We start from the raw sequence: 21,544 nt of genomic DNA on the forward strand, positions 1-21,544 counted from the left end.
GGTTCGTTGAGCGTTAATCCATTGCGCGTGCGTGGCCCGTCCTGCTGCACTCCTCGGGACCCGTTGTCACCCGCCGAGGAGCAGCTATGCGAACTGCGTTCATGTCCCCCCAGGAAGGAATGACCCCCTCAATGAAGGACATGACGCTTCGTGCCGTTGCTCAACCTCGGAATTCTCGCCCATGTCGACGCCGGTAAGACCAGCCTGACCGAGCGGCTGCTGCACTCGGTCGGCGTCATCGACGAGATCGGCAGCGTCGACGCCGGGACCACCCGGACCGACACCCTCGCGCTGGAGCGCCGGCGCGGGATCACCATCAAGTCCGCCGTGGTCTCCTTCCCGGTCGACGATGTGACGGTCAACCTCATCGACACCCCCGGTCACCCGGACTTCATCGCCGAGGTGGAGCGGGTGCTCGGCGTCCTGGACGGGGCCGTCCTCGTCGTCTCCGCCGTCGAGGGGGTCCAGGCGCAGACCCGGGTCCTGATGCGGACGCTGCGCCGGCTGCGCATCCCCACCCTGATCTTCGTCAACAAGATCGACCGGCGCGGGGCACGGGAGCAGGACCTCCTCGGGGCGCTCACCCGGCGCCTCGGCATCGCCGTCGCGCCGATGGGCCGCACCACCGGGCTCGGCACCCGCGAGGCCGCGTTCACCCCCGGACTCGGCCCGTCCGCGCTCGATGTGCTCGCCGACCACGACGACGACCTGCTCACCGCGTACGTCGAGAACACGGTCTCCTACGACCGCCTGCGCACCGCCCTCGTCGAGCAGACCCGGCAGTGCCTCGTCCACCCGGTGTACTTCGGCTCGGCCGTCACCGGAGCGGGCGTGGACACGCTGATCAGCGGCATCAAGGAGCTACTGCCCGCCGCCGACGGAGACCCCGGGGGGCCGGTCTCGGGCACCGTCTTCAAGGTCGAGCGGGGTCCGGCGGGGGAGAAGATCGCCTACGCGCGGATGTTCTCGGGAGCTCTCGGCGTCCGTGTCCCCGTGGTGTTCGGTGACGCCCGTCAGGAAGGCAAGGTCACCGCGGTCAGCGTCTTCGAGCACGGCACCGACGTCCGCCGCGACACGGTCCCGGCGGGCCGGATCGCCAAGCTGTGGGGCCTGGCCGACATCAGGATCGGCGACGCGCTCGGCGTACCCCGCAAGCCGGACGGCCACTTCTTCGCCCCGCCGACCCTGGAGACGGTCGTCGTCCCCGGCCCCGGCACGGCTCCGGGGGCCCTCCACGTCGCGCTCACCCAACTTGCCGAACAGGACCCGCTGATCGGTCTGCGCCACGACGAGGTGCGCCGGGAGACCTCCGTCTCCCTCTACGGCGAAGTGCAGAAGGAGGTCGTCCAGGCCACGCTCGCCGACGAGTTCGGGCTGGACGTCTCCTTCCGCGCGACCACACCGCTGTGCATCGAACGGCCGGTCGGGACGGGCGCGTCGGCCGAGTTCATCAAGAAGGACCCGAACCCCTTCCTGGCGACGGTCGGCCTGCGCGTCGACCCGGCGCCCGTCGGATCCGGCGTGGAGTTCCGTCTGGAGGTCGAACTCGGCTCGATGCCGTACGCCTTCTTCAAAGCCGTCGAGGACACCGTGCGCGAGACTCTCGGCCAGGGCCTGCACGGCTGGCGGGTCACCGACTGCGCGGTCACCATGACCCACAGCGGCTACTGGCCGCGGCAGAGCCACGCCCACCAGGGCTTCGACAAGAGCATGTCCAGCACCGGCTACGACTTCCGCGGTCTGACCCCGCTGGTCCTCATCGAGGCGCTGCGCCGGGCGGGCACCCAGGTGTACGAGCCGATGCACCGCTTCCGCATCGAGGCACCGGCCGACACCCTCGGCGCCCTGCTGCCGGTGCTGGCCGGGCTCGGAGCGGTACCGGGGGCCACCGAGACCCGGGGTACGACCTGTGTCCTGGACGGCGCCGTACCCGCGGCCCGGGTGCACGCCCTGGAGCAGAAGCTGCCCGGCCTCACCCGCGGCGAGGGCGAGCTGGAGAGCGCCTTCGACCACTACGCGCCGGTCACCCGCGGCACGGTCCCCGAGCGATCGCGCACCGACCACAACCCGCTCAACCGCAAGGAGTACCTGCTGAACGTGACGCGCAGAGTGGGGAGTTGACCGCCGACCCGGCGCTCGACGAGGTCGAGGCGGATCTCGCGCTGACCCGTGGCCGGGTCGTGCATGCCCGCCTCCTGGAGGAGCGCGTCGAGGACGTGCGGGAACTGGAGCTCTTCGAGCGCGCCGCACGGCTCTACGCGCAGCTCGGCGACGCGCGCGGCGAGGGGGAGGCGCTGCGAAGGAGTGAGTTCGACGTGGTGGCCGAGAATGAACTTACTTGTGAGTCAGGAGTGTTGACGGTGTCCTGAAATCACCGGACTGTAGTGGACATGCCGAATATTCGGGCACGTCTGCTCGCTGTTCTGGTTGTCCTTCTCGGATCCCTGACGGTGGCGGGAACCCCACCCGCCACCGCCGCGACCCTCCCCTTCGACGGCACGGCGCTCACCGTGTCCGACGGCCGCTTCATCGACGGCCACGGCCGCGAGGTCGTCCTGCGCGGCTACAACGTCTCCGGCGAGACCAAGCTCGCCGAGAACAACGGCCTGCCCTTCGCCTCGGTCGCCGACGCGAGGAAGTCCGCGACCGCGCTGCGCGCCCTAGGTGGCGGCAACTCCGTCCGCTTCCTGCTCTCCTGGGCCTACGCCGAACCCGTCCGCGGCCAGGTGAACACCGCCTACCTGTCCGCCGCCACCGCCCAGATCGGCGCCTTCCTCGACGCCGGCATCCGCGTCTACCCCGACTTCCACCAGGACCTCTACTCCCGCTGGCTCTTCGACGCGGACAGCTGGTACACCGGCGACGGCGCCCCCAAGTGGGCGGTGGACCTCGGTGACTACCCGGACGAGTACTGCGGGATCTGCCCCTTCTGGGGCCAGAACATCACCTCGAACGCGGCCGTGACGCAGGCGTCGTACGACTTCTGGCACAACACCTACGGTCTGCAGGACTCGTTCCTCGACACCGCCCAGAAGACGATGATGTACCTCAAACAGAACCTCACCGCCGACCGGTTCGCGGGCATCGTCGGCTTCGACCCGTACAACGAACCCCACGCGGGCGTCTACGACTCCGGCCAGACCAGCCGGGCCTGGGAGAAGGACGTCCTGTGGCCCTTCTATGTGAAGTTCCGGGCGCGCATGGACGCGGCAGGCTGGCAGGACAAGCCCGCCTTTGTGGAGCCGAACCTCTTCTGGAACGCCAACCTCGACTTCCAGAAGCAGGAGGGCGGCCTGCTCGACGCCGGTCAGCTCGGACCGCGCTATGTCTTCAACACCCACTTCTACGACCAGAAGGCCATCTCCGGGATCTTCATGTGGGGCAAGGCCGAGGACGGGCAGTACGCCGGTGACTTCGGCACGGTCCGCGACCGGGCGGCGGCGACCCGGACCCCGGCGATCGTCAGCGAGTTCGGGCATCCGCTGGCCGGCTCGGTCTCCGACAAGGCCCCGACCGTCCTGAAGGCGATGTACCAGGCCCTCGACTCCCGGGTGAAGGGGGCGAGTTGGTGGTCGAACCCGTCGGGCTCGGGGCCGGTGCTGTCCGGCAGTCAGTGGCAGTGGGACATCTACAACGGCCGCCATCACGAGCTGATGAACGGCAACCCCGACAAGGTGCTCACCGCCGGGGACGCATGGAACGACGAGGACCTCTCCGCCGTACGCCTCGACGACTCGGGCACCCCCGCCCTGCGCCAGGACGCCCGCCTCCTGGACCGCGTCTACCCGAGCGCGACCTCGGGCACGAACCTCGCCTTCACCTACGAGGACCGCTCCCGCGACGGCTCCACGACCCTGACCTGGAACCCGGTGCCCAGCTCCCTGCCCAATGTGTCCCGCCTGGTCGGCACCGGCCAGTACGGCCTACTGATGTGGCGCTCGAACAGCGCCTCGGCGCCGACCGAACTCCACCTCCCCGCGTCCTTCCCGACCGGTTCCACGACGGTCGTTTCCGACCTGGGCACGGCGTACTCCCCGCCGTCGTACACCTCGACGACCCCCGTCGCCGTGGCCCCCGAACCCGGCGGCACCGGCAGTCGCCGACTGCTGCTCACCGACACGGACTCCGGCGCGCTGCATTATGCGCTGGTGACCAACGGGGCCTCGTCCCCGTCGGCCGAGTTGCTGGCCGCGGCCCGCTCCGAGCTGACGGCATGGGCCGCCGGACAGTGACCGTTTGACCCTCCCCTTACGTCAGGCTGCACGCTGTATCCCGACGAAAGGGCAGGTGAATGAGTTACTCCGTGGGGCAGGTCTCGTCCTTCGCCGGGGTCACCGTGCGCACGCTGCACCACTACGACCGGGCGGGACTGCTCTCGCCCAGTGGCCGCAGCGGCGCCGGTTACCGGCTGTACAGCGACAGCGACCTGGCCCGGCTCCAACAGATCCTCTTCTATCGCGAACTCGGCTTCTCCCTCGACGAGATCGCCGAGATCCTCAAGGACCCGCAGGCCAACGCCGTAGTGTATCTGCGGTCCCGGCTACGGCAGTTGAGCGAGGAGATCGGCCGTCTCCAGCGGCTGACCGAGGTTGCCGAGCAGGCCATCGAGGTCCAGCAGACGGGGGTGTCCCTCACCCCCGAGGAGCGCTTCGAGGTCTTCGGCGAGATCAGCTTCGACCTCAGCTATGCCACCGAGGCGCAGCTCAAGTGGCAGGACTCCGGCGGGCAGCGGGAGTCGATGGCCCGCGCCGCCGCCCACAGCAAGGAGGACTGGCGGCAGCTCATGGGCCAGGCCGCGGCCTGGCGCGGGGAACTCCTCGCCGCCTTCGACGAGGGGGAACCGGCGGACGGGGAGCGGGCCATGGACCTCGCCGAGGAGCACCGGCTGCACATCGCCCGTTGGTTCACCACCTGCCCGCCGGACATGCATGGCCGTATCGCGGACGACTTCGCCGCCGATCCGCGGGCCTTCGCGCTGGTCGTCCCGCCGTCCCAGCAGCGGCCGGGGCTGGCGGCCTATCTGTGCAAGGCCGTTCACGCGAACGCGGCACGCCGGGCGGTGACCGAATGAGGATCCTGATCGCCGCTGCCGGATCACGCGGCGACGTCGCGCCCTACACCGGACTCGGCGCCGCCCTGCGACAGGCCGGGCACGAGGTCGCCCTCGCCACGACGGACGCCTTCGCACCCCTGGCCCGGGCGGCGGGACTGGGGTTCCGTAGCCTGCCCAGTCGCCCCGAACCCCACGGCGACGTCTCGGACAAGCGGGAACTGATGCGCGCCGCGTCCGCCTTCGTCACCGAGCTGGGGCAGGGTTTCGCCGAGGTGCTGGCCCCGGACACGGACCTGCTCCTGCTGTCGGCCACCACCGCCCCGCTCGGCTGGCAGCTGGCCGAGGCCACGGGCGTGCGGACCGCCGGGGCCTATGTCGTACCGGCCCACCCGACCGGCGACTTCCCACCCGTCGTCATGGGCGAGCGCTCGCTGGGCCGCCTCGGCAACCGTACGGCGGGACGCTTCGCGCTGCGCATGGCCGACCGCGTCTACCGGCAGGGCGTCACCGACCTCCGTGACCGCCTGGGCCTGCCGCCTCTCGCGCCCGCCGCGATGCGCAGGCGGCAGGAACAGGCGAACTGGCCCGTCCTGTACGGCTTCAGCACGGCTCTCGTGCCCCGCCCGGCCGACTGGCGGCCCGGCCTCGACGTCGTCGGCACCTGGGAGCCGTACGTCGCTGCCGGCGCCGCGCTGCCCACCGAGCTGGAGGACTTCCTGGCCGCCGGGCCCCGGCCGGTGTTCATCGGGTTCGGGAGCATGGCGGGCGGCGTTGGGGAGCGGCTGAGCGAGATCGCGGTGGGGGCGCTCAGGCGTGCCGGGTTGCGTGGGGTCCTGCAGATGGACGGCCCCGCGGGCGACGACATCCTCACCATCGGCGACGTACCGCACGCGCTGCTGTTCCCGCGCCTGGCCGCCGTCGTCCACCACGCGGGCGCGGGCACCACCGCCGCCGCGCTGCGCGCCGCAGTCCCCGCCGTCCCGGTCCCGGTGGCGGCCGACCAGCCCTTCTGGGCCGGTCGGCTCGCCGCGCTCGGCGCCGCCGCCGCGCCGATCCCCTTCGCGGCCCTCACCGAAGAGCGGCTGGCGGAGGCGCTGCGCGAGGTCGTGCGCCGGCAGGCCTACGCCCGCGCCGTCACGGAAGCCGCACAGCACATGGCGACCGAGGACGGCGTGGGCGCGGCGGTGAAGGCCCTGACCTGATCAGCCGCCCGCGGGGGAGGTCCAGTCGGACTCGACATGGCCGAGCCGGACGCGCTGGGGATGGTCGCCGACCGGGACCGACACCTGCTTCTGCCCGGTGGCGAAGTCGATGGCCGTGACCTGGTCGGTGCCGCTCTCGGAGACCACGCAGGACTTGCCGTCGCCGCTGACCGTCGCCCAGTACGGCTTGGCGGCGGTGACCAGGGGGCCCTCCTGGAGGGTGGCGCGGTCGACCACGGTCGCGTAGTCGTCCATCGTGCCCGCGACACACAGCTTGCGGCCGTCGGGGCTCATCGAAATGCCGTGGTGGCGCGAGTCGTTGACGAACGTGGTGCGGTCGTCGCTGGTCGCCGGGTTCTTCGGCAGGGTCTTGGTGCGGACGATCTTGTCGGTGGCGAGGTCGTACTCGAAGAGGCCGTTGAAGAACGAGACTTGGAAGTACAGCTTGGACTCGTCCGGCGAGAACACGGCGGGGCGGACCGCGTCGGAGTAGTCGGTGAGGCCGATCGCGTCGAGTCGCTGCCGCATGTCGATGACCTTGACCCGCTGATACGTGGTCGCGTCGACGACCGTGATGTACCGGTTGCCCTTCGTCCAGTCCAGCCAGGGGGCGTCGGTCTGTGTGTTCACATCGCCGATGCCCATGTTGTAGATGTACTTGCCGTCCTGCGTGAAGATGTTCTCGTGCGGCTTGTCGCCGGTGGCGAACTTGCCGAGCTCCTTCCCGGACACGATGTCCAGCACATGCACGGTGTTGGAGGTCGAGGCCGATACCGCGACCCGCTTGCCGTCGGGGGAGACGGCCATGTGGTCGGAGCGGTAACCCGACACGGGGAAGCGCCAGTTGATGGCCCCGGTGGCCAGGTCGATGGAGACGACGTCGGCGAAGCTCGGCCGGGAGACGACCACCGAAGAGCCGTCCGGCGTGGAGTACATGTCGTCGACGAACTGGTCGTGGCCCTCGCCGACGCTGTTGCGGATCGCCATGAAGTAGATCCACTTGATCGGATCGGCGTTGATCTCCGCCATCCGCTGGTCCTTGTCGGGGATGACGTTGATCCGCCCGATCTTCGCGAAGTCACCGCTGGAGCGGATGACATCGGCGGTCCCGTCCCAGTTGTTGCCGACGAACAGCACCTCGCGCAGGGCGGCGGCGTCGGGGGCCGCCGAGGCGGCGGTCGCGGGAGCGGTGACGGTCAGGGCGAGGGCGGCGGCGACGGCACAGAGGTGCCTGGTTCTGATGACAGGCATGAGTGCGCTCTCCTAGGGCGGCGAGGGGTGTATGGCGTGTGCATGCCAAGCTGGAATCTGAATACGGGGTCGTTCAGAGTTTGACTTACTGGAAAGTAAGGAGCGATGGCCCTTCTCCACAAGACTGCGTACACGACAAAATGGCGAACAGCTGAGGAGAGGAGGGACGTTGGCGGGCAGGCTCAGGGCGCCGACCGGCCGCTACGGCGGCAAGTCGGCGGAGGAACGCAAGGCCGATCGCCATCGCCGCTTCCTGGACGCCGCGCTCCAGCTCTTCGGGGACACCCCCGGCTACCGCGCCACCACCGTCGCGGCGCTCAGCGAGGCGGCCGGCCTTTCGACGCGCCAGTTCTACGAGGAGTTCCGCACCCTGGAGGACGTCCTCGCGGCCCTCCACCTCCAGGTCAACGGGTGGGCGGAGGAGGCCGTCCTGGCTGCGGCGGCCGACGCGGAGGGCCTGCCGCTCGCCGAGCGCGCCGCCGTGATCTTCCGCGCGTACGCCGCGAACGTCACCTCCGACCCGCGCCGCGTCCGCATCACCTTCGTCGAGATCATCGGCGTCAGCCCCCGCCTGGAGGAGCAGCGCCTCGCCCGCCGCGCCCGCTGGGTCGACCTCGTCTGCAGCGAGGTGGCGTCCGCGGTCGCCCGTGGGGAGGCGGCGCCGCACGACTACCGTCTCAGCGCGACCGCGTTCATCGGCAGCGTCAACGGGCTGCTGCACGACTGGAGCGCCGGCTGGGTGGACGCGACCCTCGATGAGGTCGTCGACGAACTCGTCCGCCTCCTCCTGGGCATCCTCCATCCGGCGGGGCCGCGGCTCACCGCCCCCTGACGACGGTTCCGGGCCCCGCCGGGGTCAGTCGTTGTCGTTCTTCTCGCTCTCGTCGTCCGCCACGCTGCTGAGGACCTTGAAGTCCTTGTCGAGGTGGACGTCGGTCTGCTTGCCACTGCCGAGGGTGACCTCGACCTCGTAATAGCCCTCTTCGTCGCCGACCTCGGTGTCGGTGACCTTGCCGCCACCGGTGTGCTCCAGCGCGGCGGCGCTCGCCCGCTCCAGCGCGCTGCCCGTGATGGGCTTCTCCGTCTCGGAGTCGTCCCCGCCGACCGTGGCCAGGGCGATTCCGGTGCCGCCGCCGATGAGTGCGGCCGAGGCCACGCCCGCGACGATCCACTTGCCCTTGCGCTTCATGTCCACTCCCTGTGCCGCGCGGTGCGGTGCCGCCCTGTCGTACGGTCCGACCTGCGCTTCCAGGATGCGCTCCGCTCGCTGAACGCACGCTGAACGAAGCTGAACAGCGATTCAGCCGAGCCGGTTCACCGCATCGAGCACGGGAGCCACGCCGTCCTCGGCGCGCAGCCCCTCGGCCAGGGCCCGGGCGCGGCGGCCGTACGACGGGTCGCCGGCCGCCTGCCCTACGGCCGCCGTCAGCGCCTGAGCGGTGAGCTTCCGCAACGGCACAGCGCGCGGCGCCACACCGAGCTTGACCAGCCGCTCCGCCCAGAACCCCTCGTCGAACTGGATCGGCACCGGTACGGCCGGCACCCCGGCCCGCAGTCCCGCCGCGGTCGTGCCCGCGCCCGCGTGATGGACCACGGCGGCCATCCGTGGGAACAGCGCGGAGTGCGGCACCTCGTCGACGGACAGCATGTCGGCGCCGTCGGCCTCAAGACCGCCCCACCCCCGCTGGATCACCCCGCGCAGCCCGGCCCGCCGCAGCGCCCGCACGATCTGGGCACTGAGCCCACGAGGATCGGGCACGGTCGCGCTGCCCAGGCCCACGAAGACCGGCGGATCGCCCGCGTCGAGGAAGTCCTCGAGCTCGGCGGACAGTTGGGGGGCGCGGTCGTACGGCCACCAGTACCCGCTCACGTCGAGACCGCGGGGCCAGTCCCTCGGGCGCGGCACGACCAGCGGGCTGAAGCCGTGGAGTACGGGCAGCTCCTCGCGGGCGCCGGAGGTGCGGGACAGTCCGAGCCGGGTCCGCACCGACGGCAGCGTCGACGCGAAGATGCGGTCCATCACGAGGTTCACGCCGTGTCCGGCGACGCGGTTTGCGACGGGGCCCAGGGAACCGCCGCCGAGCACGGCGGGCGCGAACTCCCGGGTGGGGGCGACGGGCTGGAGGTAGACGCCCAGGGCGGGCAGCCGCAGCCCCTCGGCGATGGTCCGCCCGAGCGGTGCCAGCGAGCTGGACAGCAGCAGTACGTCACTTTCGCGTGCCGCCGCCACCAGATCGTCCGTCATCTTCCCCACCACCGCCCGCGCCAGCGCCGAGACCCGCATCAGCTTCCCGACGCCGGTCGCACTGCGATGCAGCCCGCGCCCGCGGGAGGACTCCAGCTCGGCCCGCGGATCGACGGGCAGGGGATGGAACCGCAGCTCCGAGCCCGCCACCAGTCGCTCGAAGCAGCCATGGGTGACCAGGGTGACCTGATGTCCCGCCCGGGCCAGTGCATGCCCCAGACCGGTGTAGGGGGCCACATCGCCCCGGGAGCCCGCCGTCATGATCGCTACGCGCACGACGGCCAGTATGGCCCCCGGAGCCGCCTCCTCAACGCAGCGCGACGACGATTCCCGCCACCGCCATGACCGCGGCGCACAGCAACAGGCCTCTCCCGAGCAGCCGACGCCGCATGGCCCGGTACCGCTCCTCGTACTCGGCCCGCAACTCCTCGGCCCGCTCCGCCGTACGCTGCCACGACAGCCGCGCGAGTGCCATGTACTCCGACTCGAACCGCCGCTCCACCTCCACCCGCTGAGCCTCCGTCAGCCAGGGGGCCAGTGGAACGCAGAAGCGTTCGGCGGCGGTGCGGCCCTCCTCGCGGGTGGCGGCGACGAGCAGATAGCCCTCGATCTGGCCGACGAGCCCACGGCCCTCCATGGCCGTCACCGTGCGCTCAACTCCCGTTCGGGGACGTCCGTTTGCGGGTGATGGAGGTCGAAGGCCGGCGATTCGCTGCGGATGCGGGGCAGGACGGCGAAGTTGTGCCGCGGCGGCGGGCAGGATGTCGCCCATTCCAGTGAACGGCCATAGCCCCACGGGTCGTCGACCTCGATCTTCTTGCCGTACTTGGCGGTCTTCCACACGTTGTAGAAGAACGGCAGGAACGACAGGCCGAGGACGAACGTGAAGACGGTCGACACGGTGTTGAGCGTGGTCAGTCCCTCCACCGCCAGATAGTCCGGAATTCGGCGCTGCATCCCGTTCGTGCCCAGCCAGTGCTGGACCAGGAAGGTGCCGTGGAAGCCGATGAACAGCGTCCAGAAGGTGATCTTGCCGAGCCGCTCATCGAGCATCTTCCCGGTGAACTTCGGCCACCAGAAGTGGAAGCCGGAGAACATCGCGAAGACGACGGTGCCGAACACCACGTAGTGGAAGTGCGCCACCACGAAGTACGAGTCGGAGACGTGGAAGTCCATCGGCGGCGAGGCCAGGATGACACCGGTCAGACCACCGAACGTGAAGGTGATCAGGAAGCCGGTGGCCCAGAGCATCGGGGTCTCGAAACTCAATGACCCCTTCCACATGGTGCCGATCCAGTTGAAGAACTTCACGCCGGTTGGTACGGCGATCAGGAACGTCATGAAGGAGAAGAACGGCAGCAACACTCCGCCGGTGACGTACATGTGGTGCGCCCACACCGTCACGGACAGACCCGCGATCGAGATGGTCGCCGCGATCAGGCCCATGTAGCCGAACATCGGCTTGCGGGAGAAGACCGGGATGACCTCGGAGATGATCCCGAAGAACGGCAGGGCGATGATGTACACCTCTGGATGGCCGAAGAACCAGAAGAGGTGCTGCCACAACAGCGCGCCGCCGTTGGCGGAGTCGAAGATGTGGGCGCCGAACTTGCGGTCCGCCTCCAGCGCGAACAGCGCGGCGGCCAGCACCGGGAAGGCGAGCAGGACCAGCACACCGGTCAGCAGCACGTTCCACGTGAAGATCGGCATACGGAACATCGTCATGCCGGGTGCGCGCATGCAGATGATCGTGGTGATGAAGTTGACCGAGCCGAGGATGGTGCCGAAGCCGGAGAAGGCCAGACCCATGATCCACATGTCGGCGCCGATGCCCGGCGAGCGGACCGCGTCCGAGAGCGGGCTGTAGGCGAACCAGCCGAAGTCGGCGGCGCCGTCGGGGGTGAGGAAGCCGCCCACCGCGATCAGCGAGCCGAACAGGTACAGCCAGTAGGCGAACATGTTCAGCCGCGGGAAGGCGACGTCGGGGGCACCGATCTGCAGCGGCATGATCCAGTTCGCGAAGCCGGCGAACAGCGGCGTCGCGAACATCAGCAGCATGATCGTGCCGTGCATCGTGAACGCCTGGTTGAACTGCTCGTTCGACATGATCTGCAGACCCGGACGGGCCAGCTCGGCGCGCATGAACAGCGCCATCACGCCACCGATGCAGAAGAACGCGAACGACGTGATCAGATAGAGCGTTCCGATCGTCTTGTGGTCGGTGGTGGTCAGCCACTTGATACTGGTGACGGTTTGGTCTCTCACGACCCGCCTGTGTCCGCGCCCGATCGGAACGTCACACTCGAACGACGCGACAAGAATCACCGAACCCGGGTGTGACCATCCCGGGGATGCCGGACACGAACGGAACATGAGCAACGACGAGATCTTCGCCGCTGCCTATCGCGAGCACTACTGGGCGGTCAGCCGCTATGTCGCGCGACGCCTTGACGGGCGGACGGACGAGGTCGAGGAAGTGGTGGCGGAGGTGTTCACGGTGGCCTGGCGGCGCCGCGGCGACCTGCCGGCGACCCCACTGCCCTGGCTGTACGGCGTGGCACGCAACTGCCTGGCGAACGCGGTACGCGGCTACGGACGGCGCCGCCGACTGGTGGACCGACTGGGCAACGACGAGACCGCACACGGCCGGCAGATCGTGGACAGCCCCGACGCGGAGGCCCCGGGCGGCTGGGTGCACGAGGCGCTGGCCCGGCTCTCCGCCAAGGACCAGGAGGTACTGCGACTGACGGCCTGGGAGGAACTCGGCATCGACGACCTCGCCGTCGCCCTCGGCTGCGGCACCCGCGCCGCGTCGATGCGCCTGCACCGGGCCCGCCGCCGGCTGAGAGCCGAGATCGACCGCATGAGCCTCACGACACCCTCCAAGGAATACGGCCGTGACTGACGAACTCGATCTCCTGCGCCGCGCCAACCCGGTCCCCGTCGACGGCCCCCACTTCGGCGACGGCCCCCTCGACCACCGAGCCGAGCGACGGCTCAACCAGCTGCTGCAGCAACGGAACTCCCGCCGCCGCCCCCGCCTGGTCTGGGCCCTGACGGCCACCGCGATCGTCGCCGCCCTGGTGTCGGCACTGCTGTTCACCGGCCAGACGACCGCCCCCGCGGTCGCCGCACCCCGCCCCCTCGTCGTGCAGGCCGACTCCACCCCCGTACCCCTGAAAACCCTGGCCGAACGCGCGCGGTCGGCAGCGGCGGACGGGTCGCCGAAGCTCCGCAAGGGCACGCATGTGCAGACCTGGAGCCTGGCCATGAGCGACGACAAGCCGCCGGTCACGCTCCCCGAGGAACGCATCGTGCGCTGGAGGGCGGACGGCAGCCACACCGAGCTCGTCGCCGAGGACGGGGACGTCGTCTCCCGGCAGACCTATCCGCCGAGTTGGAGCGACGCCCCGCCGCAGTCCCCGCCCCCGCACAACGCCGAGCGGCTGCGCGCCTACCTGCAGGAGGCCACCTACAGCGAGTCGCTGAGCACGCCCCAACTCCTGGATGCCGTAGGCGTCCTGCTCGACACTTGGACCCTCGGCGCCCGCGAGTCGGCGGCCCTCGCACGGCTGCTGGCGCAGGCCGAGGGGCTCAGGCCCGTCGGACAGGTGACGGACCGGCTCGGGCGGCCCGGACAGGCGTATGTGTACGACGGTTCGGGCGCCCGCCGGATGCTGATCCTGGACCCGGCCACCGGCACCGTCCTCGGCCTGGAGACCACCTTCACCAAGGACCAGCCCGAGTACGGCGTCAAGTCCGGCGACGTCATGCAGTACAGCGCCTGGACGCGCTGATCACACCCCGAGCTGGCGGGCGGCGGCAGTGACGGTCTGCTCCAGCAGCGTGGCGATCGTCATCGGCCCGACCCCGCCCGGCACCGGCGTGATCAGCGAGGCCCGCTCGACGGCGGAGTCGAAATCGACGTCGCCGATGTTGCCCGCGTTGTAGCCGGCGTCGATCACGACAGCGCCGGGCTTGATGTCCTGACCTCGGATCAGCCGGGGCCGCCCCACGGCGGCGACCACGATGTCCGCCTCCCGGACCGCGGCCGACAGATCCGCCGTACGGGAGTGGCAGTACGTCACCGTCGCGTCCCGGGCGAGCAGCAGCATGCCGGCCGGCTTGCCGAGGATCGCGCTGCGGCCGACGACCACCGCCCGCTTGCCGGACGGGTCGACGTCGTAGGCGTCGAGCAGCCGCATGATGCCGCCGGGCGTGCAGGACACGAAGCCCGGCAGCCCGAAGCTCATCGTGGCGAAGGAGGCGAAGGTGACGCCGTCGACGTCCTTCTCCGGCGCTATCGCCTCGAAGGCGGCCCGCTCGTCGATGTGCGCGCCCATCGGGTGCTGGAGCAGGATGCCGTGGACGCCGGGGTCGAGCGACAGCTTCTCGAGCGTGGCGACCAGTTCCTCGGTCGTGGTGGCCGCGGGCAGTTCCACATGCCGCGACTCGATGCCGGCCTTGCGGCAGCGGTTCTGCTTCATCCGGACGTAGGTGACGGACGCCGGGTCCTCGCCGACCAGCACCGTCGCCAGACAGGGCGCCGTGCCGGTGCGCTCGGTGATGCGGGCCGCCCGCTCGGCGGTCTCCGCCACGATCGTCCGGGCGAGGGAGGTGCCGTCCATGAGCCGTGCCTGAGACATGATCCACTCCTGGGCTGGTGTTCCGGTTCGCCCAGGCGCACGGCATCGACTCTGCGTAGGCCGCTCCCCGGTGGTACTCCACCTCAGCGCCAGTCACGGCCCGCCCCCACCCTAACGGAGGCTCCCTTCGGCTATTCGTCCCAGGCCTGGATCATCGTCTGCTCGACGATCTTGCCGTCCCGCAGGGACGCCATCGACTCGGCGAGCACGCGGACGCCGTCGGCGTACTGACAGGACTCGCTGAAGGCGACGGTGTCGCCCTCGACGACGCAGCGTTCCAGCTTGTGGCTCATGTCGCGGCTGTAGACGTCGTCCAGCAACTCGCTGATCTCGTCACGGCCGTGCAGGACCCGGGGACTGCTGGGCTGGGTGTTGCGGTCCACGACGCGCAGTTCGGCGTCGTCCGCGTAGAGCGACAGGAGCGTCGTCGCCGTGTCTCCCTCGATGCCCCGGCGCAGGGCTTCGGTGTCGAAGCCGGGGCGTGCCGCACTGCCCATGGTGACCTCCTCGAAGGCCCGCGGCCTCGGGGGAGCGGGCCGCGACGGCCTCTCCTTAGAGGCTCCTCCGCCCCGGCGGGCTCGGCAAGCGCAGCCGCGCGGTCCGCCTGTCGGGTGAGCTGCGCGGTGCGGCCGTGTCCGGCGGGGGGCCGTCGGCGTTGCTCCGAACATGATCTCAACACGACGTATCGTCGCCGCCGTCGGTCTGGCCGTCTCGGTCACCGGCCTCGCCGCGCCGCTGGCGAGCGCGGCCGAGGCGGAGGCCCCGGGCGCCGGTCTCAGCCCGATCCGGATGCTCGACTCGCTCACCGTGAGCGACATCCCCGAGGAGCACAAGGCGGAGATCCCGCGGCCCTCCGCACAGCTGAACCAGCTCAACCGGGTCCACGAGCTGAACCAGCTGCACCAGGTCACCGACATGGTCGCCCCGGTCACCAATCTGGTCCCCGGCATCGAGTACTGACCAGCCGCACCCCCGAGGGCCGTCCGCACCAGCCGGGCGGCCCTCGGCATGTCCTCCCGGGAGATCGTGAGCGATGCCGCAGCCACCGGACCGGTCGGTGCACTGGCAGCCCGGCTTCCCCGTGGACGCCCGCCTGACCCTGCAGAGCCTGCGCCGCGGCTTCCACGACCCCACGCACCGGGTCGAACCCGACGGCACCGTGTGGCGCACCGCGCGCACCGCCTCGGGACCGGTCACCTACCGCATCCGCCAACAGCGCCTGGACGACGTCCACATCGACGTCTGGGGACCGGGCGCGACCGAACTCGCCGACTCCGTACGCCGCGAACTCGGCGCGGACGACCGACCCGAGCTGTTCCGGCCCCGGCACCCGGTCCTCCGCAGCGCAGTGCACCGGCTGCGCGGCCTGCGGATCCCGTGCACCGGACGCCTCTTCGAGGCCCTCGTCCCCGCCGTACTGGAACAGCGCGTCGTGGGCCTGGACGCCGCCGCGTCCTTCACCCGCCTGACCCTCCTGTACGGCGATCCACCACCCGGACCTGCCCCCGACGGCATGCGCCTGCCGCTCCCTCCCGAGACCTGGCGAACCATCCCGAGCTGGGAATGGCGCCGCGCCGGCGTGGACCTGCACCGTTCCGCCACCATCATCGAGGCCTCCCGCCACGCGGCCCGCCTCGACCACGCGGCCGGTGATCCGGCATACGCCTACGCCCTGATGGCGAAGCTGCCCGGCGTCGGCGTCTGGACCGCCGCCCAGGTCGGCCACCGCGCCCTGGGCGACGCGGACGCCCTGCCACTGGGCGACTACCACCTCGGCACCATGACGGGCCTGGCCCTCCTGGGCCGCCCCTTGGCGGACGACGAGATCGAGCCCTTCTACGAACCCTTCCGCCCCCACCGCTACCGGGTCGTCCGCCTGCTCGAACTCACCCCCGGCGCGGCCCCGCGCCACGGCCCCCGCGCACCCCACGCGGGACCGCTCGGCTAGTCGCTCCGCCGGTTGGGAGGCAGCTGCGCCAAGGCGTCGCGCAGAGCGGGCCGCTGGCGTGTCATCCACAGGTGACCGCACACACGTCTGATACGGATCGAGCCCTGGCCCCCTCGCCCCCCGCAAGGAGATCCCCCATGGCTCCCACCGAGCCCACCTACGCCGTCACCGGTGCCTCCGGCCGTCTCGGCGGACGTATCGCCCGTCGGCTGGCCGCCGCCGGCATCCCCCAGACCCTCCTGGCCCGCACCCCCGCCCGCGCCCCCGAACTGCCCCGCGCCACCGCGGTGTCCGGCGCGTACGACGACCACGACGCCGTCGTACGCGCCCTGCGCCCCACCGACCGGGTCCTGATGGTGTCCGCCTCGGAGACCCCCGAGCGGGTCCAGCAGCACCGCACCTTCATCGACGCGGCCGCCGCGGCCGGGGTCGCGCACCTGGTGTACATCTCCTTCTACGGCGCCGCCCCCGACGCGACCTTCACCCTGGCCCGCGACCACTGGCACACCGAACAGCACCTGCGCGCCAGCGGGGTGCCGTTCACCTTCCTGCGGGACAACCTGTACGCCGACTTCATGCCCGCCCTGGCCGGAGAGGACGGCGTCATCCGCGGCCCCGCGGGCGCCGGGCAGGCCGCCGTGGTCGCCCAGGACGACATCGCCGACGCCGCCGTAGCGGTCCTGCGCGACCCGACCGAGCACGCCGGACGTACCTACGAACTGACCGGCCCCGAGGCGCTCGGCCTCATCGACATCGCGGCCACCATCGCCGCCGTCACCGGGCGCCCCGTCTCCTACGTCCCGGAGACGGTCGAGGAGGCCTACGCCTCCCGCAAGGGCTACGGCGCCCCCGACTGGCAGCTCGACGCCTGGGTCTCCACCTACACCGCGATCGCCGACGGCTCCCTGTCCGGGGTGACCACCGCGGTCGAAGACCTGACCGGCCACCCCGCCACCTCGCTCGAGCAGGTGCTGAGGGCCTGAGCGGCTTCTCGCCAGTAGATGCCGTTTCCGATCAGTCACGCGTAGGGTCGAGGAGACGCACACCGCCCTACGGAAGAGGGGTCAGCACCATGGCGCAGCAGGTACGCGGCGTGATCGCACCGGGCAAGGACGAACCGGTACGGGTGGAGACGATCGTCGTACCCGACCCGGGTCCCGGCGAGGCCGTCGTACAGATCCAGGCCTGCGGTGTCTGCCACACCGATCTGCACTACAAACAGGGCGGAATCTCCGACGAGTTCCCCTTCCTGCTGGGCCATGAGGCGGCGGGCGTGGTCGAGTCGGTCGGCGACGGCGTCACCGATGTCGCACCCGGCGACTTCGTCGTCCTCAACTGGCGTGCGGTGTGCGGGCGTTGCCGGGCCTGTCTGCGCGGGCGGCCCTGGTACTGCTTCGACACCCACAACGCCACGCAGCGGATGACCCTCACCGACGGCACCGAACTCTCCCCGGCCCTCGGTATCGGCGCCTTCGCCGAGAAGACGCTGGTGGCGGCCGGGCAGTGCACCAAGGTGGACCCGGCGGTGTCCGCGCAGGTCGCGGGGCTGCTCGGCTGCGGTGTGATGGCCGGTATCGGTGCCGCGATCAACACCGGGCAGGTGGGCCGGGGCGACACCGTCGCGGTCATCGGCTGCGGGGGCGTCGGGGACGCCGCCATCGCCGGGGCCAACCTGGCCGGCGCCGCGAAGATCATCGCCGTCGACATCGACGACCGCAAGCTCGAAAAGGCCCGCACCATGGGCGCCACCGACCTCGTGAACTCCCGAGTGGCCGACCCGGTCGAGACGATCCGCGAACTCACCGGCGGCTTCGGCGCCGACGTCGTCATCGAGGCCGTGGGGCGCCCCGAGACGTACAAACAGGCCTTCTACGCCCGCGACCTGGCCGGAACCGTCGTCCTGGTCGGCGTCCCCACACCCGAGATGAAGCTCGAACTCCCGCTCCTCGACGTCTTCGGCCGCGGCGGCGCCCTCAAGTCCTCCTGGTACGGCGACTGTCTGCCCTCCCGGGACTTCCCCATGCTGATCGACCTGCATCTGCGGGGCCGCCTGGACCTGGAGGCGTTCGTGACGGAGACCATCGAACTCACCGATGTGGAAAAGGCCTTCGAGCGGATGCACGAAGGCGACGTCCTGCGCTCGGTGGTGGTGCTGTGATGGCCGCGCGCATCGAACGCCTGGTCACCTCCGGGCAGTTCAGCCTCGACGGCGGCACCTGGGACGTCGACAACAACGTCTGGCTCGTCGGGGACGACGACGAGGTCGTCGTCATCGATGCCGCCCATGACGCCGACGCCATCGCCGAGGCCGTCGGCGACCGCAGGCTGACCGCCATCGTGTGCACCCACGCCCACAACGACCACATCGACGCCGCCCCCGCCCTCGCCGACCGCACCGGCGCCACCATCTGGCTGCACCCCGACGACCTGGCGCTGTGGAAGCAGACTCACCCCGACCGCGACCCGGACGCCCACCTGTTGGACGGGCAGGTCATCGAGGCCGCGGGCGCCGACCTCCGGGTCCTGCACACCCCCGGGCACGCCCCCGGCGCGGTCTGCCTGTACGACCCCGGACTCGGCACCGTCTTCACCGGCGACACCCTCTTCAAGGGCGGCCCCGGCGCCACCGGCCGCTCCTACTCCCACTTCCCGACGATCATCGACTCGATCCGCGACCGCCTGCTCACACTCCCGCCCGAGACGAAGGTCCTCACCGGGCACGGCGACGCCACCACGATCGGCGCCGAGGCCCCGCAGCTGGAGGAGTGGATCGCCCGGGGCCATTGACGGCTCGGCCGTGACCCGCCGTAAAAGATGACAGAAGATGTCCGGCTTACCGGGGACCGTGGAACCAAAGCCGTCACACGGAAGGCCGGACATGTCACAGCCACTGAAGGGCAGGGTCGCACTCGTCGCCGGAGCGAGCCGGGGAGCCGGACGAGGGATCGCCGTGGAACTCGGCGCGGTCGGCGCCACCGTCTACGTCACCGGCCGCACCACCCGCGAGCAACGCTCCGAGTACGACCGCCCGGAGACCATCGAGGACACCGCCGACCTCGTCACCGAGGCCGGCGGCCACGGCATCGCCGTACCCACCGACCATCTCGAACCCGACCAGGTCCGCGTGCTCGTCGACCGCATCGCCGACGAACAGGGCCGCCTCGACGTCCTCGTCAACGACGTCTGGGGCGGCGAGAAGCTCTTCGGCTGGGACACCCCGATCTGGGAACACGACCTCGACAAGGGCCTACGACTGCTCCGGCTCGCCGTCGAGACACACGCCATCACCAGCCACCACGCCCTGCCCCTGCTGCTGCGCCACCCCGGCGGCCTGGTCGTCGAGATGACCGACGGCACCGCCGACTACAACCGCGACCACTACCGCAACTCCTTCTTCTACGACCTCGCCAAGGCGTCCGTCCTGCGCATGGCCTTCGCCCTCGGCCATGAACTCGGCCCACGCGGCGCGACCGCCCTCGCGCTCACCCCGGGCTGGCTGCGCTCGGAGATGATGCTCGACGGCTTCGGGGTGCGCGAGGACAACTGGCGCGACGCCCTCACCCAGGTTCCGCACTTCGCGATCTCGGAGACCCCGCGCTACGTCGGCCGCGCCGTCGCCGCCCTCGCCGCCGACCCCGACGTCGCCCGCTTCAACGGCGCGTCCCTGTCCAGCGGAGGCCTAGCCCAGGAGTACGGCTTCACCGACCTCGACGGCAGCCGCCCCGACGCCTGGCGCTACCTGGTCGAGGTCCAGGACGCGGGCAAACCGGCCGACACGACCGGCTACCGCTGATCCGGCACCGGTTCCGACACCGGGAGCCGCCACCGTGCCGCATGGCCCGGCGGCAGGCCCAGGTCCTCCCGCACGGCCGTGTAGTAGCCCTCGCGCCCGGCACGCTGCCGCGCCAGCAGCGCCTGCCAGGCATCCGGATCCCGGCGGCCCTCGCGCACATACCGCTCCATCTCCATCACCGTGACGACCCAGGCCCGCGCCGTGTCCACCACCTCGACGCTGCCCAGCATGAGCAGCGCCTCGCCCGAGGGATCCCGTCCGTTGTTCGCCTCGGCCAGCAGCGGCTTGGCCTCGTCGAGGGAGAGCGGGTCCGGGTGCGTGCCGCAGCCCAGCGCGGCGGCGACCCGGTACGTCACCGTGACGGTCTTCTTCACCGACCGCGCGTAATCCCCGTACACCGCGAGCCGCCGTTCCTCCCACCGCGCCGCCTGCTCCCGCCCGAACCGGGCCTGGTCGCTGCGTACGAGTGCCAGATACGAGCCGAGCGCGCCGACCACGACGCCTATCAGAGCGGGCAGTTGTTGGAGGAAGACAGACATGGGTGCACGGTATCTGCCGAGTTGATCTCGACGGCACTACCGTGCTGGAGCATGACGGACACAACACGCTTCGAGGGGTACGGGGTTCTCGTCACCGGCGCGGCCCGCGGCATCGGCGCGGCCACCGCCCGCAGGTTCGCGGCGGAGGGCGCGCGGGTGCTGGTGACGGACGTGGACGAGACGGAGGCCGAGAAGACGGCGGCCTCTGTGCGTGAACAGGGCCTCGCGGCCGAGGCGTTCGGCTGCGACGTGGGGGACCGCGCGTCCGTCGAGGCGGCGGTGGCCCGCGCCGTGACCTCCTTCGGCTCACTCGACGTCCTGGTCAACAACGCCTACGGCTGCACCCCCGACGCGCCCCTCTTCGAGGACGAGCCCGACGAGGTATGGGCCCGCGACCTCGACCTCACCCTGACCGGCGCCTACCGCTGCTGCCGCGCCGCCCTGCCCCACCTGGTCGCCTCCGGCCGGGGCGCGATCGTCTCCATCGGCTCCGTCAACGGCATCCAGAGCTTCGGCAACCACGCCTACAGCGCCGCAAAGGCGGGCCTCGCCTCCCTGACCCGCACCCTCGCCGGACACGCGGCCCCTCGAGGAGTCCGCGTGAACCTGGTGGCCCCCGGCACGGTACGCACCACGGCGTGGGCGGGCCGCGAGGGCGAACTCGACGCGGTCAGGCAGGCGTACCCCCTGGGCCGCGTCGGCGAACCGGAGGACATCGCCGCCGCTGTCACCTTCCTCGCCTCCCGCGACGCGTCCTGGATCACGGGGACGACGCTGGTGGTCGACGGCGGTCTCACGGCGGTGAACTCGGGTTTCCGGCTCGCCCTGCCGTCGGACGATCCGAGCTGACGCGTCCGAAGTTCTTCA

At 70.8% G+C, this 21,544-nt stretch carries 22 protein-coding genes, 1 pseudogene and 1 riboswitch; of the genes and pseudogenes, 15 read left to right on the forward strand and 8 right to left on the reverse strand.

Going from position 1 to position 21,544, the window contains the following annotated elements; all coding sequences use genetic code 11:
* Positions 1–150: 150 nt before the first annotated feature.
* From OHT76_RS40130 to OHT76_RS40150, 5 genes are read left to right on the forward strand one after another with little or no spacing between them, the layout of a single operon-like run.
* Complete coding sequence (locus OHT76_RS40130) at positions 151–2,121, forward strand: translation factor GTPase family protein (protein ID WP_328875803.1); 1,971 nt, start codon at positions 151–153, stop codon at positions 2,119–2,121.
* Positions 2,118–2,369 carry a hypothetical protein gene (locus OHT76_RS40135; RefSeq protein ID WP_328875804.1) on the forward strand — a complete coding sequence of 84 codons (252 nt, stop codon included), beginning with the start codon at positions 2,118–2,120 and terminating at the stop codon, positions 2,367–2,369. The genes OHT76_RS40130 and OHT76_RS40135 overlap by 4 nt, the downstream gene beginning before the upstream one ends.
* A 21-nt stretch (positions 2,370–2,390) precedes the next feature.
* Positions 2,391–4,232: a cellulase family glycosylhydrolase gene (locus OHT76_RS40140; protein WP_328875805.1), complete on the forward strand. Its 1,842-nt coding sequence runs from the start codon at positions 2,391–2,393 to the stop codon at positions 4,230–4,232.
* Between the two features lie 59 nt (positions 4,233–4,291).
* The gene (locus OHT76_RS40145) at positions 4,292–5,071 is read left to right on the forward strand and encodes a MerR family transcriptional regulator (protein WP_328875806.1); all 780 of its coding nucleotides are present in this window, start codon (positions 4,292–4,294) and stop codon (positions 5,069–5,071) included.
* Positions 5,068–6,255, forward strand: coding sequence for a nucleotide disphospho-sugar-binding domain-containing protein (locus tag OHT76_RS40150; RefSeq protein WP_328875807.1), 1,188 nt, complete (start codon positions 5,068–5,070; stop codon positions 6,253–6,255). Before OHT76_RS40145 ends, OHT76_RS40150 begins: the two co-directional genes overlap by 4 nt.
* Here the strand turns inward: OHT76_RS40150 and OHT76_RS40155 are convergent, their stop codons facing one another.
* Positions 6,256–7,506, reverse strand: a complete 1,251-nt coding sequence (locus tag OHT76_RS40155; RefSeq protein ID WP_328875808.1) for a YncE family protein — start codon at positions 7,504–7,506, stop codon at positions 6,256–6,258. It abuts the gene before it with no gap.
* Between the two features lie 169 nt (positions 7,507–7,675).
* On the opposite strand from OHT76_RS40155, the gene OHT76_RS40160 reads away from it, so the two are divergent.
* A complete protein-coding gene (locus tag OHT76_RS40160) occupies positions 7,676–8,338 on the forward strand; it encodes a TetR/AcrR family transcriptional regulator (RefSeq protein WP_328875809.1) in 663 nt (220 codons plus the stop codon).
* A gap of 24 nt (positions 8,339–8,362) precedes the next feature.
* Here the strand turns inward: OHT76_RS40160 and OHT76_RS40165 are convergent, their stop codons facing one another.
* The 4 genes and pseudogenes from OHT76_RS40165 to ctaD all read right to left on the reverse strand — a co-directional run.
* A complete protein-coding gene (locus OHT76_RS40165) occupies positions 8,363–8,695 on the reverse strand; it encodes a PepSY domain-containing protein (RefSeq protein ID WP_328875810.1) in 333 nt (110 codons plus the stop codon).
* Positions 8,696–8,806: 111 nt separating this feature from the next.
* On the reverse strand, positions 8,807–10,012 hold the full coding sequence (locus tag OHT76_RS40170; protein ID WP_328876736.1) for a glycosyltransferase: 1,206 nt from the start codon (positions 10,010–10,012) through the stop codon (positions 8,807–8,809).
* 46 nt (positions 10,013–10,058) lie between these two features.
* The gene (locus tag OHT76_RS40175; protein ID WP_328876737.1) at positions 10,059–10,388 is read right to left on the reverse strand and encodes a hypothetical protein; all 330 of its coding nucleotides are present in this window, start codon (positions 10,386–10,388) and stop codon (positions 10,059–10,061) included.
* Between the two features lie 5 nt (positions 10,389–10,393).
* Positions 10,394–11,992 (reverse strand): annotated as a pseudogene (gene ctaD / locus OHT76_RS40180) (aa3-type cytochrome oxidase subunit I); the annotation flags it as partial.
* 130 nt (positions 11,993–12,122) lie between these two features.
* On the opposite strand from ctaD, the gene OHT76_RS40185 reads away from it, so the two are divergent.
* The gene (locus tag OHT76_RS40185) at positions 12,123–12,656 is read left to right on the forward strand and encodes an RNA polymerase sigma factor (RefSeq protein WP_328875811.1); all 534 of its coding nucleotides are present in this window, start codon (positions 12,123–12,125) and stop codon (positions 12,654–12,656) included.
* Positions 12,649–13,548 carry a CU044_5270 family protein gene (locus OHT76_RS40190; RefSeq protein ID WP_328875812.1) on the forward strand — a complete coding sequence of 300 codons (900 nt, stop codon included), beginning with the start codon at positions 12,649–12,651 and terminating at the stop codon, positions 13,546–13,548. Before OHT76_RS40185 ends, OHT76_RS40190 begins: the two co-directional genes overlap by 8 nt.
* Here the strand turns inward: OHT76_RS40190 and OHT76_RS40195 are convergent, their stop codons facing one another.
* Positions 13,549–14,397: a bifunctional 5,10-methylenetetrahydrofolate dehydrogenase/5,10-methenyltetrahydrofolate cyclohydrolase gene (locus OHT76_RS40195; RefSeq protein ID WP_328875813.1), complete on the reverse strand. Its 849-nt coding sequence runs from the start codon at positions 14,395–14,397 to the stop codon at positions 13,549–13,551.
* Between the two features lie 22 nt (positions 14,398–14,419).
* Positions 14,420–14,504, reverse strand: a riboswitch (ZMP/ZTP riboswitch).
* 24 nt (positions 14,505–14,528) lie between these two features.
* Positions 14,529–14,894 carry a nuclear transport factor 2 family protein gene (locus OHT76_RS40200; protein ID WP_328875814.1) on the reverse strand — a complete coding sequence of 122 codons (366 nt, stop codon included), beginning with the start codon at positions 14,892–14,894 and terminating at the stop codon, positions 14,529–14,531.
* 169 nt (positions 14,895–15,063) lie between these two features.
* Here OHT76_RS40200 and OHT76_RS40205 point away from each other — a divergent pair, with 169 nt between their 5' ends.
* The 6 genes from OHT76_RS40205 to OHT76_RS40230 all read left to right on the forward strand — a co-directional run bounded on the left by OHT76_RS40205 (position 15,064) and on the right by OHT76_RS40230 (position 20,138).
* The gene (locus OHT76_RS40205; RefSeq protein WP_328875815.1) at positions 15,064–15,357 is read left to right on the forward strand and encodes a hypothetical protein; all 294 of its coding nucleotides are present in this window, start codon (positions 15,064–15,066) and stop codon (positions 15,355–15,357) included.
* Between the two features lie 73 nt (positions 15,358–15,430).
* The gene (locus tag OHT76_RS40210; RefSeq protein ID WP_328875816.1) at positions 15,431–16,345 is read left to right on the forward strand and encodes a DNA-3-methyladenine glycosylase family protein; all 915 of its coding nucleotides are present in this window, start codon (positions 15,431–15,433) and stop codon (positions 16,343–16,345) included.
* A 137-nt stretch (positions 16,346–16,482) separates the two neighbouring features.
* The gene (locus OHT76_RS40215) at positions 16,483–17,328 is read left to right on the forward strand and encodes an SDR family oxidoreductase (RefSeq protein ID WP_328875817.1); all 846 of its coding nucleotides are present in this window, start codon (positions 16,483–16,485) and stop codon (positions 17,326–17,328) included.
* An 89-nt stretch (positions 17,329–17,417) separates the two neighbouring features.
* Complete coding sequence (locus OHT76_RS40220) at positions 17,418–18,503, forward strand: S-(hydroxymethyl)mycothiol dehydrogenase (RefSeq protein ID WP_328875818.1); 1,086 nt, start codon at positions 17,418–17,420, stop codon at positions 18,501–18,503.
* A complete protein-coding gene (locus OHT76_RS40225; protein ID WP_328875819.1) occupies positions 18,503–19,132 on the forward strand; it encodes an MBL fold metallo-hydrolase in 630 nt (209 codons plus the stop codon). Before OHT76_RS40220 ends, OHT76_RS40225 begins: the two co-directional genes overlap by 1 nt.
* A gap of 91 nt (positions 19,133–19,223) precedes the next feature.
* Positions 19,224–20,138, forward strand: coding sequence for an SDR family oxidoreductase (locus tag OHT76_RS40230; RefSeq protein WP_328875820.1), 915 nt, complete (start codon positions 19,224–19,226; stop codon positions 20,136–20,138).
* Here OHT76_RS40230 and OHT76_RS40235 read toward each other — a convergent pair.
* Complete coding sequence (locus OHT76_RS40235) at positions 20,129–20,677, reverse strand: hypothetical protein (RefSeq protein ID WP_328875821.1); 549 nt, start codon at positions 20,675–20,677, stop codon at positions 20,129–20,131. The genes OHT76_RS40230 and OHT76_RS40235 overlap by 10 nt on opposite strands.
* A 51-nt stretch (positions 20,678–20,728) precedes the next feature.
* Here OHT76_RS40235 and OHT76_RS40240 point away from each other — a divergent pair, with 51 nt between their 5' ends.
* Positions 20,729–21,526 (forward strand): SDR family NAD(P)-dependent oxidoreductase, encoded by a 798-nt coding sequence (locus OHT76_RS40240; protein WP_328875822.1) that lies wholly within the window; start codon positions 20,729–20,731, stop codon positions 21,524–21,526.
* Positions 21,527–21,544 lie beyond the last annotated feature (18 nt).

The sequence above is a fragment of the Streptomyces sp. NBC_00287 genome, assembly GCF_036173105.1.
Classification (GTDB): Bacteria; Actinomycetota; Actinomycetes; order Streptomycetales; family Streptomycetaceae; genus Streptomyces.

Coding starts and splice junctions, on each gene's coding strand:
- OHT76_RS40220 (WP_328875818.1), top strand. CDS start 17,418: ATGGCGCAGCAGGTACGCGGCGTGATCGCACCGGGCAAGGACGAACCG.
- OHT76_RS40235 (WP_328875821.1), bottom strand. CDS start 20,677: ATGTCTGTCTTCCTCCAACAACTGCCCGCTCTGATAGGCGTCGTGGTC.
- OHT76_RS40175 (WP_328876737.1), bottom strand. CDS start 10,388: ATGGAGGGCCGTGGGCTCGTCGGCCAGATCGAGGGCTATCTGCTCGTC.
- OHT76_RS40170 (WP_328876736.1), bottom strand. CDS start 10,012: ATGACGGCGGGCTCCCGGGGCGATGTGGCCCCCTACACCGGTCTGGGG.
- OHT76_RS40210 (WP_328875816.1), top strand. CDS start 15,431: ATGCCGCAGCCACCGGACCGGTCGGTGCACTGGCAGCCCGGCTTCCCC.
- OHT76_RS40200 (WP_328875814.1), bottom strand. CDS start 14,894: ATGGGCAGTGCGGCACGCCCCGGCTTCGACACCGAAGCCCTGCGCCGG.
- OHT76_RS40155 (WP_328875808.1), bottom strand. CDS start 7,506: ATGCCTGTCATCAGAACCAGGCACCTCTGTGCCGTCGCCGCCGCCCTC.
- OHT76_RS40240 (WP_328875822.1), top strand. CDS start 20,729: ATGACGGACACAACACGCTTCGAGGGGTACGGGGTTCTCGTCACCGGC.
- OHT76_RS40195 (WP_328875813.1), bottom strand. CDS start 14,397: ATGTCTCAGGCACGGCTCATGGACGGCACCTCCCTCGCCCGGACGATC.
- OHT76_RS40185 (WP_328875811.1), top strand. CDS start 12,123: ATGAGCAACGACGAGATCTTCGCCGCTGCCTATCGCGAGCACTACTGG.
- OHT76_RS40140 (WP_328875805.1), top strand. CDS start 2,391: ATGCCGAATATTCGGGCACGTCTGCTCGCTGTTCTGGTTGTCCTTCTC.
- OHT76_RS40165 (WP_328875810.1), bottom strand. CDS start 8,695: ATGAAGCGCAAGGGCAAGTGGATCGTCGCGGGCGTGGCCTCGGCCGCA.
- OHT76_RS40215 (WP_328875817.1), top strand. CDS start 16,483: ATGGCTCCCACCGAGCCCACCTACGCCGTCACCGGTGCCTCCGGCCGT.
- OHT76_RS40230 (WP_328875820.1), top strand. CDS start 19,224: ATGTCACAGCCACTGAAGGGCAGGGTCGCACTCGTCGCCGGAGCGAGC.
- OHT76_RS40205 (WP_328875815.1), top strand. CDS start 15,064: ATGATCTCAACACGACGTATCGTCGCCGCCGTCGGTCTGGCCGTCTCG.
- OHT76_RS40225 (WP_328875819.1), top strand. CDS start 18,503: ATGGCCGCGCGCATCGAACGCCTGGTCACCTCCGGGCAGTTCAGCCTC.
- OHT76_RS40150 (WP_328875807.1), top strand. CDS start 5,068: ATGAGGATCCTGATCGCCGCTGCCGGATCACGCGGCGACGTCGCGCCC.
- OHT76_RS40145 (WP_328875806.1), top strand. CDS start 4,292: ATGAGTTACTCCGTGGGGCAGGTCTCGTCCTTCGCCGGGGTCACCGTG.